Below are 19,275 nucleotides of genomic sequence, written 5' to 3'. Positions count from 1 at the left end.
AGGAACTGAAAATGATAATTGAGGTAAAAGTCCCGCAACTCTCGGAATCAGTCTCCGAAGCAACTTTGCTTACCTGGCATAAGAAAGTCGGCGAAGCAGTCAATGAGGGCGAGAACCTGATCGATATCGAGACCGACAAAGTGGTGCTGGAATTACCCGCCATCAAAAGCGGAGTGCTGGCGAAGATCGTCAAGACGGATGGAACGAAAGTGGCCAGCGGCGAAGTCATCGCCCAGATCGACACCGATGGTGTGGCAAAAACGGCTGCTCCCGCAACCACGCCTGCGGTCTCCGCGGAACCGGCAGCGAGTGTCGCCAAAGCGCCAGCACAGCCCGTAGCAGTCTCTCCTTCTGCGCGCAAACTGGCGCATGCGCACGATGTGGATGCGGCCAGCCTGCAGGGCAGCGGTCGGCATGGTCTGGTGACCAAAGAGGATGTACTGGGAGTGGTCCAGCAAACTGCCTCATCCAGTGCAGTTGCTCCGGTCGTCGTACCGACGGGTGACCGTCCAGAACAGCGCGTGCCGATGACCCGCATCCGCCAGCGCATCGCCGAGCGCCTGCTGCAATCGCAGTCGAATGCAGCCATCCTCACCACTTTCAACGAAGTGAACATGCAGCCGGTGATCGAGTTGCGCAACAGATACAAGGATGCATTCGAGAAGAAACACGGAGTGAAGCTCGGTTTCTCTTCTTTCTTCGTCAAGGCGGCGGTGCTGGCTTTGCAGAAATTCCCCATCGTCAATGCGTCGGTCGACGGAACGGACATCATCTACCACGGTTATTTCGACATCGGTGTGGCCATTGGCAGCGAGCGCGGACTGGTCGTGCCTGTCCTGCGCGATGCCGACCAGCTTTCGCTGGCCGACATTGAGAGGAACATCGTGGATTTTGGGGCGCGCGCCAAAGTCGGCAAGCTCACCATGGAAGAATTGAGCGGCGGAACTTTCTCCATCTCCAACGGTGGCGTATTCGGTTCCATGCTCTCGACACCCATCATCAATCCCCCGCAGAGCGCCATCCTCGGCATCCATGCCACCAAGGATCGCCCGGTCGCCGAGAACGGCCAGGTGGTGATCCGCCCGATGAACTATCTGGCACTGTCGTATGACCATCGCATCATCGACGGGCGCGAAGCGGTGCAATTCCTTTCAACCATCAAAGAAGCGCTGGAGTTCCCCGGTCGCGTGCTGCTGGATCTGTAAATGACGACATTCAATGCTTTCCGCATTTTCGACGAAAACGGCAAATCGCAAGGCCGATTCGTCGAGTTGACGCTGGACGATCTCGATCCGGGAGAGGTGGTCATCCGCACCCATTTCTCGGGTGTCAATTACAAGGACGCACTTGCCACAACGGGGGCGGGTAAAGTCATTCGCCGATTTCCGTGTGTCGGCGGGATCGATGTCTCCGGCGTGGTGGAGACATCGCAGGATGCGCGCTTCAAGGCCGGTGATCGGGTACTGGTGACCGGTTACGACATGGGGGTCGCGCATGACGGCGGTTTTGCCGAATATGTGCGGGTGCCGGCGAACTGGGTGGTGCCTTTGCCAGTATCCCTTTCCTTGTTCGATGCGATGGCATTGGGTACCGCCGGATTTACGGCTGCATTGGCGATCCATCGCCTCGAGCAGAACGAATTGACGCCCGGGAAAGGTAAAGTACTGGTCACCGGCGCGACCGGCGGGGTGGGCAGCCTGGCGATACGCATGCTGGCGCAACTCGGGTACCAGGTCGTTGCGCTGACCGGCAAGCCGGCGGAGCGGGAATACCTGCTTTCGCTGGGCGCGAGCGAAGTCCTGTTGCGCAGCGAGATCGATCTCACCGGCAAGCGACCTATGGAAAAAGCCCAGTGGGCGGGGGCGCTGGATGCCGTAGGAGGCGAGACCCTGTCCTGGCTCACTCGTACCATGCAGCAAGACGGTGCCATCGCCAGCTTCGGCAATGCCGGCGGGGCCGAGCTGCATACCTCCGTCTTTCCTTTCATCCTGCGCGGAATCAAATTACTGGGCGTGGATTCTGCTGCAACCGCGATGCCATTGCGCAAACAGATATGGCAGCGCCTGGCCGGCGATCTGCGTATCGACCGGCTGGACGAGATCGCCCATCGCATCGGTTTCGCTGAGTTGCCGGCAGCCTGTGCAAGGTTGATCGACGGCCAGGCGCATGGACGAGCCGTGGTGGAATTTGCGCCGAACTAGAAATCACTCGGTTATAATGCGCGCCCCTTGGAGCTGTCCCGGCTCCGAATGCGAAAGTGGCGGAATTGGTAGACGCACTGGATTTAGGTTCCAGCGCCGCAAGGCGTGAGAGTTCGAGTCTCTCCTTTCGCACCAAATGCTTGCGTAATTTCACCTCGCTTCATATCACCCCGAATACTCGTTATTTCAGGTTGATTTTGCCGGATTTTGCCGCAGAAAAAACCTCCCAAAATGCATGAAATGATATTGGCCGTCAGTGCGTACCATCAGCTTCTGAATCCTTGGCGCGACTGTCCGCAGTTGGCCCGGACTGTGTAAAAACGTATCGAAGGTGTACGTGTGGAATCTGTTGATGCATTAATGGAAGTATCGGGGAATCGTGGGAGTGTGCACATGAAGCGATTCATCCAGGGCGAAGATCGAACTCAGGCAACGATGTTCCCGGATTGGCGCTCGAGCGTTTACTAAAGTCTGGCGATCAAAATAATATCCGTACGTCCCGGCATACAGTATTCACCATAATTGCAAATACAAAATTCCCTGTATGCAGGAATACAGTAATTCCCCCATGGCTCCTTACAGTCCCTTTGCCTATTCTTGCGCAAACACAAGGGAGGACCGACATGCGGCACTACACAGAGAGAGCCCTATCAGTACCTGAGTCTGTATCCGGATTTACGCTGCTGGAACTGCTGGTGGTGATGGTCATCATCGGATTGCTGGCCGGCTATGTCGGGCCCAAGTATTTCGCCCAGATCGGCAAGTCAGAGATCAAGGTGGCGAAGTCGCAGATGGTTGCGCTGGAGAAAGCGCTGGACCAGTACCGTCTGGATACCGGCCATTACCCGACCTCGGAACAGGGGCTGAGTGCACTGAATGCTGCCCCCCCCAATGAGCCTAAGTGGGATGGACCGTACCTGAAGAAAGCCGTGCCGCCGGATCCGTGGGGCAATCCATATCTTTACATGATACCAAGCGAACATGGTGGCGAATTCGATCTGTATTCCTATGGCAAGGATGGACAACCCGGCGGCGAAGGTGAGGCGGCGGATATCTATAATTGATATTCGCCAGGGAGGCACCCATGCACTATGAGGTCAAAGCAGTGCGAGCTGGAACGGATGTGATCGCTATCTCGTTCGAGGCTGCCGATATCAATGATGCCGCCAGCCAGGCGCAGGCGCAGGGCTACGATGTGCTGTCGGTGAAGGCTCAGCAGCGTTGGCTGCGGTGGCCGCAGACAGGCGGCACCAGGTTCTCGCTCATGCTGTTCAGCCAGGAACTGCGCGCCTTGCTCGATGCGGGCCTGACGCAGGTCGAGGCACTGGAGACCATGGTGGAGAAGGAACGCCATCCGCACAACCGCAATATCCTGCAGCGCGTCATCTTGAGCCTGTACGAAGGACATGCACTATCCCACGCCCTGCAACAATTCCCCGAAATCTTTCCGCCGCTCTACATTGCCACGATTCATGCCAGCGAGAAGACCGGCGATCTCGACGAATCGCTGGCGCGCTACATCGATTACCAGTCGCGCATGGATGTGGTGCGCAAGAAGGTCGTCAGTGCTTCGATCTACCCCATGCTGCTGCTTGGGACCGGGGCGCTGGTGACGCTGTTCCTGATGCTGTACGTGGTGCCCCGGTTCAGCAAAGTCTACGAGGACATCGGCAGCGACCTGCCGTTCTTTTCGCGCATGCTGATGCAATGGGGGCAGTTGCTGGAGACGCATCGCACGCTGGTGTCTGCCTTGAGCGCAGGCAGCGCAGCGGCCATTATCTATACGGTTACCCGGCCGGGTTTCCGGCAATGGGTGATGCGTATGCTGTGGCGCATCCCGGCGGTCGGGGAGCATATCCGCGTGTACCAGCTGGCGCGTTTCTACCGCACGCTGGGGATGCTGCTACGCGGCGGCATCCCCATCGTCATGGCGCTGGAAATGGTTTCCGGTTTGCTGGAGCAGGCCCTGCGCAAGCAACTGGCGCTGGCCTCGGACTGTATCCGCGAGGGTCAGCCGATCTCCTACGCGATGGAAACCTATGGGCTGACCACCCCGGTAGCGCTGCGCCTGCTGCGCGTCGGCGAGCATACCGGCGGCATGGGCGAGATGACGGAACGCATCGCGAATTTCTACGACGAGGAAATGGCACGCTGGGTGGACTGGTTCACCCGTTTGTTCGAGCCGCTGCTGATGGCCTTCATCGGGCTGGTGATCGGCGGCATCGTGATCCTGATGTATTTCCCCATTTTTGAACTTGCCGGGAGTATCCAATGAACATGATGAAACAATTTGAGGTGCCGGTCATCACGCAGGAGCAGATACGTGCCGCGCGTGCGGAATCGGCGAGGACACACCAGTCGGTGTGCAAGGTGCTGGAAGAAAGCATGGCGCTGTCGCCGCAGCAATTTTCCGATGTGCTGGGCGCGACGCTGCACTTTCCGGTGCTCGGCATGGACACGTTGTATGGGCTGGAACCTGCTTTCGATGTCGTCGCGTTTGCCGAGGCGGCGGCGCATGGATGCCTCGCGCTGCGCAATGTCGAAGACCGGCTGCTGGTGGTGCTGGGCGATCCGTTCGATACCGACTTGCAGGCCTGGGTGGAAGAGCATGTGCAGGTGAATTTCGAATGGTATCTGGCGCATTCCGCCGACATCGCGGCTTACCTGACGCGGCACGAGGAAAGCATGCGCGCGATGGACAGCGTGATCGCGACCAGCGGCAGCACCACGCGCAACGGCCAGCGCGTGGACGACCTTTCGCTCAAGAGCATAGGCGAGGAGACCAGCACGGTGGTCAAGCTGGTGCACTCCACGCTGTACGACGCGCTGAACCTGGAAGCCAGCGACATCCACCTGGAAACCGGCCCGTCCGGCCTGATCATCAAATACCGCATCGACGGCGTGCTGAACACCATGAACACCGTGGAAGGCGTGGATCTCGCCGAGCAGGTCATCTCGCGCATCAAGATCATTTCGGAGCTGGATATTGCCGAACGGCGCGTGCCGCAGGACGGGCGTTTCAAGGTCACCATCCGCGGGCGCGAAGTCGATTTCCGCGTGTCCATCATGCCCTGCATCTTTGGCGAAGATGCGGTGCTGCGCATCCTCGACAAGAAGACCCTGTCCGATCAGGTCAATGGCCTGCGCCTGGATTCGCTGGGATTCGACGACGAGGCCATCGCCATGCTGCGCCAGCTCGCCAACGCACCCTACGGCATGATGCTGGTCACCGGCCCGACCGGATCGGGCAAGACCACCACGCTGTACGGTGCGATCACCGAGATCAACAGCGGCCAGGACAAGATCGTCACCATCGAGGACCCGGTGGAATACCAGTTGCCCGGCGTGCTGCAGATACCCGTCAACGAGAAGAAGGGCCTGACCTTTGCGCGCGGGCTGCGTTCCATCCTGCGCCACGACCCGGACAAGATCATGGTCGGTGAGATCCGCGATCCGGAGACCGCGCAGATCGCCATCCAGTCTGCACTCACCGGCCATCTGGTGCTGACCACGGTGCATGCCAACAACGTGTTCGACGTGATCGGGCGCTTCATGCACATGGGCGTCGACCTCTACAGTTTCGTCTCCGCCATCAACGGCATCCTCGCGCAGCGCTTGGTGCGCATCAATTGCCCGCACTGCTCGGTACCGGACAAGCCGGATGCGCAATTGCTGAAGCTGTCGGGCATCAGCCCGGACAACGATTTCGATTTTCGTATCGGGCGCGGCTGCGGGCAGTGCCGCGGCAGCGGCTTCAAGGGGCGCAAGGCTATCGCCGAACTGCTTTACCTGAACGACGAGTTGCGCGAAATGATCGTGGCGCGCGAACCCATCCGCGTACTCAAGGAGATGGCGCATCGCAACGGCACGCGCTTCCTGCGCGAGGCCGCAGTCAAGCTGGTACACAACGGTGAAACCACTTTACAGGAGATCAATCGTGTCACTTTTGTTGCGTGATGAGTTGCGCATTGCCCTGGGTCCCGCAAAGGTGGCTATGGTGCACCTGGGCCGCGGGCTGCAGCCGGAAACGGTGGCCCGGCATGAGATCCACTGCGATGCGCCGGCACACGGCCAGAAACCGTGGGCCAAAGCGCTGGAGGGACTGGAGGCGGGCCTGCACAACCTGAAAGGCGAAAAGGTGGATGCACAGGTCATGCTGTCCAGCCATTTCGTGCGTTATGCGCTGGTGCCGTGGAGCGACGAGATCAGCGATCAGGACGAAGAGCAGGCATTCGCCCGCCTGTGTTTTACCCGTACCTTCGGCGAGGACGCCCAGCGCTGGGCTTTGCGTTTGAGCCCGGGCGGTTATGGCGAAACGCAAGTTGCCTGTGCCATCGACCAGGACCTGCTGGACGGTCTTGAGCGTGTCGCCACGGCGTACAACGTGCGGCTGGTTTCGTTGCAGCCGTATTTCATGAAAATTTTCAACCGCTGGAGAAAGGATATGCCGGATTCCGTCGTGTGGTTTGTCGTCGCCGAACCTGGACGATTGTGTGTGTCGCTGCTGCAGCACGGGCACTGGCACACTTTGCGCACCATGAAGGTCGGCGCCGATTGGCAGGACGCACTGCAGAAACTGCTGGAACGGGAATTCCTGGTTTCCGAATCGGCAACGGAACGCGGTGCGGTGTACCTGTATGCACCGGGATTCGCTGGCACGGGCGATTTTCCGGATGAGTGGTATATCAACTGCGATCAATCCCGGATGCCATGCCGCACGCCGGTATTCGTTTTCCAATAATCAGGTGCGAACAGAGCGATGCGTCCACTATCTCTTGATTTCCGCCGTGACAACCTTGCCCAGCACCGGATCGGCATGATCGTGCTGGCGCTGGAAGTGGTGGCTGTCGTGGCGATGGGGTTCTACTACCACAAGGTGTCCGGACAGGCCGCACGTCTCGAAGAAAAAGTGGCGCAAGCCGAGCACAAGTTGCATCCGGGGCGTTCGGGCGCGATGACTGCGGTTGCCGATGCGCAGCAGACCGGCGCGGAGATCAAGGTAGCCAACCAGGTGATCATGCAATTGAGCCTGCCGTGGAGTGAACTGTTCGACGCACTGGAAGAAGCAAACAGCAGCAACATCGCGCTGCTGGGCATAGAGCCGGATGCAGGCAAGAGACTGGTCCGCCTGCGCGGCGAAGCAAAGAATTCCGCGGCCCTGTTTGCCTATATACGCATCCTGCAGGCAAACAAGGCGATGACCAGCGTGTACCTCAAGCATCAACAGGTGCAGGAACAGAATCCCGAAAAGCCGATCCGTTTCACACTGGATGCATCATGGACGTGATATCGCTAAAAGAAGCCAAATGGCATATTCGGCGCTGGCTGGGGCGCATGACCTGGCCATGGATGGTGGCGGGCGGCCTGCTGGCATTTGCCGCCGGGTTTTATCTTTCGATGGTTGCTCCCGCGTTGAACGAGGTGGGGGCCATGAATCACCGCTTCCAGGAATTGCAGGAAGAAGCCCGCATGGCAGAACACGCCAACTCGAAGCTCACCCGGTTGGCCTCACCGGCGCAGCTGGCGGCATTCTACAAATTCTTTCCGTCCGAACGCAGCATCCCGGACTGGGTGGAAAAGATATCCGACGCGGCGGCCATGAACAAACTGGTCTTGCGCCAGGGGGAGTACCAGGTCATCCACGACAAGATCAGCAGGTTGCTGCTCTACCGGGTCACGCTGCCGGTCAAGGGCTCGTACCCGAACTTGCGCGGCTTTATCGACGATGTTTTGACCGAGGTGCCCATCGCCTCACTCGACAACGTGAAGTTCGAACGCCAGAAAATCGGTGACGAGGCACTCGTCTCTACAGTCATCCTCACCTTGCACCTGGAGGTTGAATCATGAATCGGGCGCAAACAGGATGGTGTGTGCTGGCCGTTGTGCTGCTGGCTACCGTCAGCCTGCGTGCGGTTGCACGGGAGAGCGATGACGCCACATCGGTCCTGAAGGTGAATCTCGCAGAAGGACCGAAAGCGGATCCTGCGCCGGTTGCCGGGCTGGAAAAACTCGGCAAGCGTGCCCAGACCGAACACAAGACGGTCGACATTTTCAAGGGCAAGTCCTGGTACGTCGCGCCGCCCAAGCCGAAGCCGGTTCCGCCCCCGCCGCCGCCGCCGCCCCCACCACCGACCGCGCCGCCGATGCCGTACGCCTACATGGGCAGTTACCAGGGCAAGGACGGACGCATGATCATCTTTCTGACCAAGGGCGGCCAGGTCTATTCGGTATCGCCGGGCGATGTGCTTGAAGGTACCTACCGCGTGGAAGGCATCGCATCGGGTCAGCTGGTTCTGATCTACCTGCCGTTGAACATTCAGCAAACCATCAACATCGGGGAGGCATCATGACGATCAACTACAGCAACAAGCGGGCACTGTCCGTGCTGTTGGCCGCGATATTGATCGGCTGTGCCGATCAGGGCATCAAGGTGCTGGACTTGAATGACGAAAGCCATATTGAAGACGGACTGGCAAAGCTGGAGCGGCAGGCAAAGGAGCATCCGCACAGCATGGACAGGCGGGCCGACCTTTTGCGCGAACGCGACCGGGCAATCAATTTTCTGCTGCTGTCGGGGGACCGGCTGCACGACCAGGGACGCGATGAGGAAGCGTATCCGTACTACAGGCGCGTGCTGGCGATAGACAGGGACAACACGCGGGCCAGGGAGGGCACAGCGGCCATCGAGAAGGCGAAGCGGCACAAAGCGTTATTGGCAGAAGCGAATGCCCTGTTTGACAAGGGCGACCTGGAAGCGGCGCAGAACAAGCTGCAGGACATCCTCATCGAAAATCCGGACCACGCCCAGGCGCTCGCGCTGCGCCGCCAGATCCAGGAAAAGCAGGCCATGAACACGGAAATGCAGATGCCGACATTGAAATCGAAATTCAGGCAACCCGTCACACTGCAGTTCCGCGATGCCAACCTGAAAATGGTGTTCGAGGCGCTGTCGCGCAGCAGCGGCATCAACATCCTGCTCGATCGCGACATGCGGAACGATCTGAAGGCCAGCATCTTCGTGAAAGATGCCTCGGTGGCGGACGCGCTCGACCTGATCCTGATGCAGAACCAGCTCGAAAAGAAAGTACTCAACGACAGCACGGTGTTCATCTATCCCAATACGCCGGCCAAGATCAAGGAATACCAGGATCTGGTCATCCGTACTTTCCAGCTGACCAATGCCGATGCCAAGCAGATGCAGACCATGATCAAGACCATGCTGAAGACCAAGGACATCTATGTCAATGAAAAGAACAATTCGCTGATCATTCGCGATACGCCGGAGGCCGTGAAGATGGCCGAGAAGCTGATTGCCTCGCAGGATATCAACGAGCCCGAGGTGATGCTGGAAGTGGAAGTGCTGGAAGTGCTGCATTCCAAACTGACCCAGCTGGGTGTCAAGTGGCCCAACCAGCTTGGCCTGTCGGTGAACGCAACGCCGGCGACATCCACCGCAACCACCACTTCCGGCGGGGCGGTGGTGACAACGAACACCCCGGCGGTTCCGCTGACCGTGAATGGTTTGCGCCATATCAATGGCGACGCCATCAACGTGACGCCGCTGTCGATGACGCTCGATCTGCGCAAGGAGCTGGGCGACAGCAACTTGCTGGCCAGCCCGCGCATCCGCGTCAAGCAGCATGAAAAAGCCAAGATCATGATCGGCGACCGGGTCCCGGTCATCACCAACTCGGTGACGCCGGTAGCTACCGGAACGCCTGTGGTGACGGGCAGCGTGCAGTACCTGGATGTAGGGCTGAAGCTTGAAGTCGAGCCCGACATCCACATGGATGGCGAGGTCGCCATCAAGACATACCTGGAAGTAAGCACGATCGCCAACCAGGTGACCAATGCCGCCTCCGGCAGCGTCGCTTACCAGATAGGCACGCGCAACGTGAACACGGTGCTGCGCCTCAAGGACGGCGAGACACAGGTGCTGGCCGGATTGATCAACGATGAGGACAGAAAATCCTCCGCCAGTGTTCCGGGGCTGGGCGATCTGCCGATACTCGGACATCTGTTCTCCAGCAACGGCGACGACAAGCGCAAGACGGAAATCATCCTGTCCATCACGCCGCACATCATTCGCAACATCCATCGCCCCGACGTCGACCTGGCGGAATTCTGGTCCGGCACTGAAGACACGTTGCGCAACAGGCCGCTTTCGTTGCAACCCGTGGGCATGGTCAATACCGGCAGCGCGACCATGCCCGCGCTGCAGGCTTTGGCCCAGGCGGCACCGTTCCATCCGCAGCCTGTGATGCCAGCCCTGCCGGCCGCAGGCGCAGCTCCCGCACCGCTGCAGTCGCAGCAGGCTGCGGTGCCTTTGGCACAGGCCGCACCGGCTGCCTCACCCGGCGGCATCGTTTCGCAGCCTGAACCGGTAACGCAGGCGGCATCGCCGCAAGTCCTGGCCGTACCGACGCTTCCGGTCGTTGCCGCGCTTGCACCCGGCAAGTTGCTGCCAGGCGTGAAACCGGCCACGCCGCCACTCATGCTGTCCTGGCAAGGCGCGTCGCAGGCCAAGGTCGGTGACCAGTTCAAGGTCGTGGTCTATGCCCAGACCGGCAGCAAGGTCGTCGACGTGCCGCTCAAAGTGGTGTACGACCCGGCAGCCCTGCAAGTCGTGGATGTGGCCGAGGGGGATTTCCTCAAGGGCAACAACGCGCAGACCGTGTTCAGCAGCAATGTCGACCCGACGGGCGGACAGGTCTCGGTGGATGTTTCGCAGCCTGGACTGGAGGGGGCAGGCGGGCGCGGCAGTCTGGCCGTGCTGACGTTCAAGGTGACGGCCGCCAATCCGCAGGTGCCAATTTCGGTGTCCGGGTCGGCCGTGAATGCTGCAGGCGATCAGGTCAAAGTCAATCTGCCCGCTCCGCACAACGTCGCATTGCTGCCATGAACATCGTGCGCATACCCTTTTCTCGCGGCTTCACCCTGATCGAACTGGTGGTGACGCTGGCCATCCTGGCCATGCTTTCCACCATCGCGCTGCCCATGGCCGAATTGACCGTGCAGCGTGGCAAGGAGCAGGAGCTGCATGCGGCGTTGAGACAGATCCGCGGTGCTATCGATGCCTACAAACAGGCATACGACGAAGGACACATCATCAAGAAAGTGGGGGAGTCCGGCTATCCGCCGACGCTCAATATCCTGGTGCAGGGCGTGAACGATGCGTTGAGCCAGAAAGAGCAGAAGCTGTATTTCCTGCGGCGTATCCCGCGCGATCCATTCGTGCGCGACAGCAGCATTCCCGCTGTGGATACATGGGGCAAGCGCAGTTATGCCAGCAGTGCCGACGACCCGCAGGAGGGCGATGATGTGTTTGACGTGTACGTGCCGGTTACGGGAACCGGAATCAACGGCGTTCCCTACAAGGAGTGGTGAGATGGCATCCTTACCGCGCAGGCTTCTGGGTTTCACGCTGATCGAGCTGATCGTGGTGATGCTGATCATCGCCATGCTGGCCTCGCTGGCCGTGCCCCGATATTTCGGCAGCGTGCAGAAATCCAAGGATGCCGTGCTGAAGGAGAACCTGACGTTGATGCGCGATGCGCTGGATAAATTCTATGGTGATAACGACAAATATCCCGCTACGCTGGACGATCTGGTGAGTCGCAAATATCTTCGCAACATTCCGCGCGACCCGGTAACCGAAAGCACGTCGACCTGGATCACCGTACCGCCGGAAGACCCTGACAAGGGCGGCGTCTATGATGTCCATAGCGGCGCTGAAGGCAATGCAGCCGATGGATCGCCATACAAGGAGTGGTAGCGATGCGGCACCTGACCAAAAGACATGGCAACGGCGGGTTTACCTATCTGGTACTGTTGCTGGTGATCGTCGTGATGGGGGCAGTACTGGGAGCTACTGCGGAAGTCTGGCATACCGCCGTACAGCGGGAAAAGGAGCGCGAACTGTTATTCGCAGGAAACCAGTTTCGCATCGCGATCGGGTTGTATCATTTGAACCATGCCAAATTTCCGTCCAGTCTGGAAGATTTGCTCAAGGATTCGCAGTATGCTTACACGCGGCGCTATTTGCGCAAGATATACCGCGATCCGATGACAGGGGCCAGCGAATGGGGGCTGGTACGGGGAGGGGATGGTGGAATAATAGGCGTGCATAGTCTGTCGGAAATGCATCCCATCAAGGTTGCCGGGTTCGGGTCGGCTGGCAACAGTTTCGACGGCGCCGTAAAATATTCCGAATGGGTGTTCGCATACCAGCAGCGCCAGATTGCAGCAGTTCAGAGACCTAGCTTCGATTCGACCGGGGACAAGCCATTGTGGTAATAAAAATGGGAGGGGGGAATCATGAACCAGAAACAGCGCATTCTTTTGGTGGAAGACCACACGTTATTACGGCAGGGAATTTGCTCGCTGCTGTCTTCCGATCCGAACATCGAGGTCGTCGGCGAAGCAGATAACGGCAAGGATGCGATCCGCCTGGCCGGCAGTCTTTCTCCAACCCTGATCCTGATGGATCTCTCCATGCCGGGCACCAACGGCACCGAGTCGATCAGGGAAATCAAAAAGCGTTATCCCGCGATCAAGATAATGGTTCTCACGGTACACAAGGCGGAGGAGTATATCCGTGAAGCCCTGCACGCCGGCTCGGACGGCTACGTGCTCAAGCACGCCACTCATGACGAATTGATTCTGGCGATCAAAAGCGTCCTCAACGGCAAGACCTACCTTAGCCCCGATATCGCGGAGAAAGTCGTTAACGGCTACCTTGACGGCGGCAAGGGCATCAATCCGGCATCAGCCTGGGATACGCTTACATTACGTGAGCGAGAAGTGCTAAAGCTCATCGCCGAAGGACAGGGCAACAAGCATATCGCAAGCTACCTGTGCGTGAGCGTCAAGACTGTGGAAAAGCACCGCTCCAACCTGATGCGCAAGCTCAATCTGCACAATGCCGCCGTGCTGACGTCTTATGCCATCGAAAAAGGGATGGTTTCGATGTCGTGACGGCCCGGGGTTCATTCCGCAGTAGCGTTTGCGATATCTATCTGGCGCTCAAGCTGTTGTTGACGGGGAGGGGGACGATTCCTGGAACGGCCAGGTAACTCGCACGCTGGTCCCTCTGCATTTGGCCGATTCGACCGAGAACGTACCGCCGGATAATTCTGCACGCTCCCGCATGCTGACCAGTCCCATTCCGCCACCGGCGTTCGCGATCCTGGCGCACACCTCGGCATGATCGAAGCCCCGGCCATCGTCTTCGACAGTGAGCTCGATTTCCTTGCAGGTTTTGATCAAGCTGATGTGGATGCAATTCGCCTGGCTGTATTTGGCGCAGTTATTCATGGTTTCCTGTACGATCCTGAAGATCGCGGTCCTGAGCGGAAGCTGGATGTCGCTTTCCTTGATGTCGAGCAGAAGCTCGATTCGAAAAGATTCGTATACGCCCTGGAACTGTCTGCAGAACCAGGACAGCGTGGCAAGCGTGCCGATGTCGTCCAGCATCGAAGGCCTCAGATCCATCGAGATGCGCCTCATCTCTTCAATGGCACCCTGCAGTTTCGGGATGACATTGCCAAATATCCGTATGCTATCGTCGATCGTGCGTTCGTTCAGTTTGCTTATGGCGTTCTCAACGTAGAACTTGATCGCACTGAGCGTCTGCCCGATGCCGTCGTGAAGTTCGTTGGCTATTCTTTTGCGCTCTTTTTCCTGTGCCGACAGGACCTGTGCAGTCAGCATCCGCTTTGCATGTTCGGATTCGCGCAGGGATTGTTCGGCATTGCTGCGATAGCTGATGTCGCAAACGATGGCCTGGCTCATCATGAATTGCCCGTCTGCGTTGCGAATGGCCGTGGCACTGAGCAGCACGGGCAGAATGCTGCCGTCCTTGCGCACCAGTTCGAGTTCCAGGTCGCGCACGTGGCCAACGTTCTTGAGCCGTGGGTAGTAGCTTGCATATTGTCGCGCACTCGCCTCCGTGAGCAAGTCCTGGAATCTCAACTTCCCGATCATTTCATCTTTGGTGTATCCCAGCCATTTGGTTTTGGTGGTGTTGATCGTTACAAAAAAATCCTTATTGTCCAGCATGTAATGACCGCAGGGCGCATTGTCATAGAGGTCTTCGATTCCTATTGACGTTTCGCGCAGCACCTGTTGCACATTCAGATGATTGACTTCATCGGCGATGATGGCAAAGCTGCCAGTCGTTTCTCCCTTCTGGTCGTTCAGCAGAGTAGGCGAGATCTTCACCCAGAATTTCTGTCCGTCCACCCCTGCAAGATTTGCAACATAGGTGGCGACGCTTCCCTGTGCCCGTTCGGCCATATGCCGTTCGAGCGCGGGGCGGTTTTCTGCGGCGACATAGTTCATGAGAGTGTGACCGATCATTTCTTCGAGAGAATATCCCAGCGTGTTACAGAACTGCCGATTCGCGTAGGTGATCGCCCCCTGTTTGTCAAGAATGACCAGGCCTTCTTCCATGGCTTCAACCAGCTGGCTGTATTCCGCGCGGTTTTTTTCCAGCTTCTCTTCGATGCGCTTGTGATTTTCGATTTCCTGCTGCAGGCGGATGTTGGTGCTGATCAGAGCGAAGGTGTTTTCTTCGATGCGGCGTTCGAGCTCGTCTTTGGAATTCTTCAGTTTTGTTTCTGCCAGCTTGACGTCGCTGATGTCACTGATGACTGCAACGATCAATCCGGCTTCGGCGTCCTGTGGCAAATGATGGAAGCGGAAATGCAGATTCAGGTGGCGATGCAGGAATTTGTCCTCGGTTTGGTATTCAACGGCAAAATTCTGCGCCCTATTGCCTGCTGAATATCTCCAGATGTGCTTCAGGTGACAATCTGTGTCCTTGCAATCCGGGTGCAGCAAATCATGAATCTTGCGTCCCGGCGCGTTGACAACCTGACCCAGGCCCCAATGTTCGAGAGTACGGTTGGTGCGCAGAATATGTTCGTCGCGATCCAGCAGGAAGATGAGCTGAGGTATCGAATCGGCGGTGAATTCCCATTCCAGTCTTGCCTGTTGCGTCTGCCCAAGCCTGTTTGCCCGGCAATCATCAAAAGGGCAATTGGGAGGAGGGAAGTTATCCTGTGGTGCATCCACATTGATCGTGCTGTGTGACGTGTCGTGTGACATAGCTTCCCCCTCAAATGTTTCAATGCATTTGTGGTGCCCGCCGCCAATTGAAAACCTGTTCCATGAGCTTGTCCAGCTTGTTGTGGTGCGTCCGGCCCTATTGTGACAAAGGATATGCGTATTGGCGATACGGCCTCGGCAGCAGAAATATACACTGCTTACTGTATCGTCCTTTGGGTACCAAGAATATAAATTGCATGCTGTTCGTTCACCGATTGGACGATAACTACGGGCGCCCCTTATGAACAAAACGTCAGCGCTAATTGTTGATGACAATGCGGATTTTCGCCACTCGCTCAACCATATCCTGAGTTCCGGTTTTCCGTCGTTGTCCATTGCAGAAGCCGATGCAGGTAAAGCTGCATTGGAACAGATTCAGGATTGCGTGCCCGATCTGGTGTTCATGGATGTCAATTTGCCCGACGCGAACGGACTCATCCTGACCAAAGCCATCAAGGTCAGCCATGCCGATACCACCGTGATCGTCATCACGGCCTATGACTTGCCCGAGTATCGCCAAGCAGCTTTCGATGCAGGCGCAAGCCACTTTATTCCCAAAGGTTCAATGAGCGAAGAAGAGATTCTGCAAATGGTCAAGTCTGTTATGGCGGGCTTTTCGTCATCGATGTGACACGGCCGTGGCCCCTCCCTCATTTGTAGGGTATTACTACCATCGAAATACCAGTTCCACCCCACTGCTTCAATCCAGGACACGCAATAAACTCCACGCCAACTAGTCAAAGTACCGCGCCGGGCCCGGTGTTGATAACAATGGCCAACGACGATGGTTTTCACTTGTAGCAACTACAGCATGGGGGTTGCCATGAAAAATGCGACAACATCAAGCCATCCGGTACGGAAGTATGTGCTCGAGTTTTTCGTACTTGGGTTTGCGGCAGTAATTTCACTGTTCTCCTCTCTGGCCTATAGCGCATCGTTTCGCGTGCAATGCCCGAGCACGACCACGCTTCACCCCAACGGGTCCACCGTCGATCCGAATCATCCGGGCGTGGTCAAATGCCAGGAAATAGCCGGCGGTGACGGCTTTGCCACCATGGGCGACGGCCATCAGATATACCTGTTCGGGTTTGGCCCGCTTTCAGGCACGAGCAATCTTGATCAAGGGCTGCCTGGAACCGTGACGGCTGACGTGTTCAATAATCCCACCAATGATCCGAACGATCTCAATGCGGCCAGCATAGAACCGGCAGCCATCATGAACAACGGCGTCCTGTCCGCCAACTCTCCGGCGCCGACGATGGCAATCGACGAGGATGACGAATTCTTTCTGACCTTGAGCAATGTCGGCATGATCATGCGGCCGGACCTGTTCGAGCAGCACACCGTGCACTTCCACGGCTATCCCAACGCTTCTTCATATTTTGACGGCGTGCCGGACGCATCGGTTGCCATTAACATCGCGGGCAGCTTCACCTATTACTACACTGCGCCCGATGCCGGAACCTATTTCTGGCACTGTCACATTACACCGCCCGAACACCTGCAAATGGGTATGGTGGGGCAACTCTATGTGCGCCCACGTCAGAACCGGGTCAATGGCGACATCGGAGCGGCACTGGAAGCGGCAAACAAGAAAGCGGCAGTCGATCCGGCAGCAACCGGCGTCGGCTGTAGCGACATCCTGTGCACCGGGCAAACTCCGCTGCCCGTCACCGCCAATCTGGCCAGCGGCGGCGCAACCGGCGTCACCAACAACGGCACAGCCACGTACGCTTACAACGATGGCGACGGCTCGACCCGCTATGACGTCGAGTACCCGATCCAGATGATGAGCTTCGACCCCAATTTCCACTATGTAGGCATGACGTTTAATCCGGAAGCATTCGCCGACATGCACGACAAGTACTTCATGCTGAGCGGCCGCAGCTATCCGGACACCATCAACACCAACGTTACTAATACAGGCACTGGCCTGGATGGCAAACCGGTAATCAACGGGCCGATGGCAACTTTGTCATCTGACGGAATTTCACGGCCGTCGCAACCTCTGCCTACCCTGATTGAGATCAAGAGAAGCGCTGGTCAGACCCGCGCGCTACTGCGCATTTCCGACCTCAATGTCACCGAGTTCCATACGCTCGCCACGGTCGGCATCCCGATGCAGGTGATCGCAGACAATGCGCGCCTGTTGCGCGACATGGCCGGCAACAATCTGTATTACACAACCAACTCGATCACCCTGGGAGGTGGCGAGTCCACGGATGCGATCCTGGATGCAAGCAGTCCCGATTATGCGAACTGCACCGCCACAACCCCCTGCACCTACTTCCTCTACACCACCAATCTCAATCGTCTTTCCAACGATGCTGAAAACTTCGGCGGGATGATGACCGAGATTCGTGTCGACTAGGAGAACGACCATGAATCCAATGACAAGAAATTTCCGCCGGCTCGCCTCCTGGTTCTTTGCCTCCGCGGCCGCGACTTGCCTGCTGTTTGCAGCAACGGCGCAAGCTGAGGTCAACGGCATCACGGGGCCGGTTTTCAATCTCACCGCAAGCGCCGATTACATCAGCCAGCCGGACGGAGCCATGATCTATTCCTGGGGCTACGGCTGTACCACCACGCCCAGCGGTTTCGCGGCCAGGCCCGCGACCGGCGTCGCAGGCCCGGCACCCAATTGCCCGCTCATGCAATTGCCGGGGCCGACCATGATCGTGACTGAAGGCCAGGCCGTCACGATCAATCTGACCAATTCCTTGCCCTTGGCAGCAGGAAATACCTCGATTGTGTTTCCCGGCTTCCAGGTCACGGCGAGCGGCGGCGTGGGCGGCGCGATGGTGCAGGAAGCTGCACCGGGCAGCACGGTAAGCTACACGTTCACGCCTACCCATCCAGGCACCTATTCCTATTACAGCGGCACCCAGCCCGAGTTGCAGATCCAGATGGGTCTTTACGGAGCCATTGTCGTATTGCCAACCATGGCAGCGCCGACAGGATGCACCCAGGGACCTTTTTCGCTCGCGGCGACCGCATACGATCACGCGGCGACCTGTTACGACCGCGAGTATCTGTTCGAATTCAGCGAGATCGATTCGCGTATGCACCAGCAGGCGCTGGATCAGGTCAATTCCTGCGCTGCCAGCGTGGCTGGTGGCGCGACATCATGCCCCGAGATCATGGTTACCACCGAACCCTACCGCCCCAATTATTTCCTGATCAACGGCCGCTCGATGCCGGACGACATGGACGCCTCCTATTCCGCGTCGTACATCCACCAGCCCTACAACGGCAACCCGCACATCCACCCCGGCGAGCGACTGCTGATGCGCGTGGTCGGGCAGGGACGCTGGCAGCATCCGTTCCACTTCCACGGCAACCATGCACGCGTGCTGGCACGCGACGGCAATCTGATAGTGAGCCAGAGCGATGCGACCAAACTGGCCGGGCCGTTGTTGTTCACCATTCCCACGGTGTCCGGGCAGACCGTCGATGCGATCTTCACCTGGACTGGCAAAGGATTGAACTGGGACGTGTACAACCATCATAGCGGAGACCAATGGGTCGACGCAGGCGGGGTGTCGCACCCCATCGTTTGTAACCCGGATGCCTACGGCTACAACACGGTCGGCGTATCGAACGATCCGACGGCGACGAATTTCGCCCCCAACTATGGCGAATGGTGCGCCGACCACAACAAACCTATCCCGATCACGCCGCCTGATCCGCAGATCGTCGCCAACGGCCAGTGGTACGCGGGTACGCCTTATCTGGGCATACAGTCCTCCAACTCAGGCTTCAACTCGACACCGCTGCCACCGGGGACGCTGAACTTCAACGGCCCCACCTCTGAAGCAGGCTATGCGTACATGTGGCACTCCCACAACGAGCGCGAGATAACAACGAACGATGTGTTTCCGGGCGGAATGATGATGATGCTGATCGTCGACCCGTTCACCTGGTACATCGACGAATCTCTATAAAAGCAACCATTGCGAAGGAG

Annotated in this window: 18 protein-coding genes and 1 tRNA gene; 18 read left to right on the top strand and 1 reads right to left on the bottom strand. The window is 58.1% G+C overall.

Annotation, left to right across the window (positions count from 1 at the left end):
* The first annotated feature begins 11 nt into the window (after positions 1–11).
* The 15 genes from odhB to SLIT_RS09110 all read left to right on the top strand — a co-directional run bounded on the left by odhB (position 12) and on the right by SLIT_RS09110 (position 13,178).
* Complete coding sequence (gene odhB / locus SLIT_RS09180) at positions 12–1,205, top strand: 2-oxoglutarate dehydrogenase complex dihydrolipoyllysine-residue succinyltransferase (RefSeq protein WP_013029961.1); 1,194 nt, start codon at positions 12–14, stop codon at positions 1,203–1,205.
* Positions 1,206–2,201, top strand: a complete 996-nt coding sequence (locus SLIT_RS09175) for a YhdH/YhfP family quinone oxidoreductase (protein ID WP_013029960.1) — start codon at positions 1,206–1,208, stop codon at positions 2,199–2,201. It abuts the gene before it with no gap.
* A gap of 50 nt (positions 2,202–2,251) precedes the next feature.
* A tRNA-Leu gene (locus SLIT_RS09170) sits at positions 2,252–2,336 on the top strand.
* Between the two features lie 488 nt (positions 2,337–2,824).
* Entirely contained in the window at positions 2,825–3,265 is a 441-nt protein-coding gene (gene gspG, locus SLIT_RS09165; protein ID WP_013029959.1) for a type II secretion system major pseudopilin GspG, read from the top strand.
* Positions 3,266–3,285: 20 nt separating this feature from the next.
* Positions 3,286–4,476, top strand: a complete 1,191-nt coding sequence (locus tag SLIT_RS09160) for a type II secretion system F family protein (protein ID WP_013029958.1) — start codon at positions 3,286–3,288, stop codon at positions 4,474–4,476.
* A complete protein-coding gene (locus SLIT_RS09155) occupies positions 4,473–6,158 on the top strand; it encodes a GspE/PulE family protein (protein WP_013029957.1) in 1,686 nt (561 codons plus the stop codon). Before SLIT_RS09160 ends, SLIT_RS09155 begins: the two co-directional genes overlap by 4 nt.
* Positions 6,139–6,942, top strand: coding sequence for a hypothetical protein (locus tag SLIT_RS09150; RefSeq protein WP_013029956.1), 804 nt, complete (start codon positions 6,139–6,141; stop codon positions 6,940–6,942). The genes SLIT_RS09155 and SLIT_RS09150 overlap by 20 nt, the downstream gene beginning before the upstream one ends.
* Before the next feature lie 18 nt (positions 6,943–6,960).
* On the top strand, positions 6,961–7,488 hold the full coding sequence (locus SLIT_RS15250; RefSeq protein ID WP_150102985.1) for a PilN domain-containing protein: 528 nt from the start codon (positions 6,961–6,963) through the stop codon (positions 7,486–7,488).
* A complete protein-coding gene (locus SLIT_RS09140) occupies positions 7,479–8,048 on the top strand; it encodes a coiled-coil domain-containing protein (protein WP_013029954.1) in 570 nt (189 codons plus the stop codon). Before SLIT_RS15250 ends, SLIT_RS09140 begins: the two co-directional genes overlap by 10 nt.
* Positions 8,045–8,551: a prolin-rich transmembrane protein gene (locus SLIT_RS15245; RefSeq protein ID WP_013029953.1), complete on the top strand. Its 507-nt coding sequence runs from the start codon at positions 8,045–8,047 to the stop codon at positions 8,549–8,551. Before SLIT_RS09140 ends, SLIT_RS15245 begins: the two co-directional genes overlap by 4 nt.
* Positions 8,548–11,103 carry a secretin GspD/PilQ domain-containing protein gene (locus tag SLIT_RS09130; RefSeq protein WP_013029952.1) on the top strand — a complete coding sequence of 852 codons (2,556 nt, stop codon included), beginning with the start codon at positions 8,548–8,550 and terminating at the stop codon, positions 11,101–11,103. Before SLIT_RS15245 ends, SLIT_RS09130 begins: the two co-directional genes overlap by 4 nt.
* Complete coding sequence (locus tag SLIT_RS09125) at positions 11,100–11,588, top strand: type II secretion system protein (RefSeq protein ID WP_013029951.1); 489 nt, start codon at positions 11,100–11,102, stop codon at positions 11,586–11,588. Before SLIT_RS09130 ends, SLIT_RS09125 begins: the two co-directional genes overlap by 4 nt.
* A 1-nt stretch (position 11,589) precedes the next feature.
* Complete coding sequence (locus tag SLIT_RS09120) at positions 11,590–11,976, top strand: type IV pilin protein (RefSeq protein WP_013029950.1); 387 nt, start codon at positions 11,590–11,592, stop codon at positions 11,974–11,976.
* Positions 11,977–11,978: 2 nt separating this feature from the next.
* Entirely contained in the window at positions 11,979–12,497 is a 519-nt protein-coding gene (locus tag SLIT_RS09115) for a type II secretion system protein (protein WP_013029949.1), read from the top strand.
* 21 nt (positions 12,498–12,518) lie between these two features.
* On the top strand, positions 12,519–13,178 hold the full coding sequence (locus SLIT_RS09110) for a response regulator (protein ID WP_013029948.1): 660 nt from the start codon (positions 12,519–12,521) through the stop codon (positions 13,176–13,178).
* A gap of 48 nt (positions 13,179–13,226) precedes the next feature.
* Here SLIT_RS09110 and SLIT_RS09105 read toward each other — a convergent pair whose 3' ends face one another.
* Positions 13,227–15,311: a PAS domain-containing sensor histidine kinase gene (locus SLIT_RS09105; protein ID WP_013029947.1), complete on the bottom strand. Its 2,085-nt coding sequence runs from the start codon at positions 15,309–15,311 to the stop codon at positions 13,227–13,229.
* A 241-nt stretch (positions 15,312–15,552) separates the two neighbouring features.
* Here SLIT_RS09105 and SLIT_RS09100 point away from each other — a divergent pair, with 241 nt between their 5' ends.
* The 3 genes from SLIT_RS09100 (at position 15,553) to SLIT_RS09090 (ending at position 19,255) form a co-directional block, all read left to right on the top strand.
* Positions 15,553–15,942, top strand: coding sequence for a response regulator (locus SLIT_RS09100; RefSeq protein WP_013029946.1), 390 nt, complete (start codon positions 15,553–15,555; stop codon positions 15,940–15,942).
* Positions 15,943–16,134: 192 nt separating this feature from the next.
* Entirely contained in the window at positions 16,135–17,682 is a 1,548-nt protein-coding gene (locus SLIT_RS09095) for a multicopper oxidase domain-containing protein (RefSeq protein WP_013029945.1), read from the top strand.
* Between the two features lie 10 nt (positions 17,683–17,692).
* On the top strand, positions 17,693–19,255 hold the full coding sequence (locus SLIT_RS09090; RefSeq protein WP_013029944.1) for a multicopper oxidase domain-containing protein: 1,563 nt from the start codon (positions 17,693–17,695) through the stop codon (positions 19,253–19,255).
* The last annotated feature ends 20 nt before the right edge of the window (positions 19,256–19,275 follow it).

Source organism: Sideroxydans lithotrophicus ES-1, assembly GCF_000025705.1.
GTDB lineage: Bacteria > Pseudomonadota > Gammaproteobacteria > Burkholderiales > Gallionellaceae > Sideroxyarcus > Sideroxyarcus lithotrophicus.
This window is presented reverse-complemented; position numbering and strand designations above follow the sequence as displayed.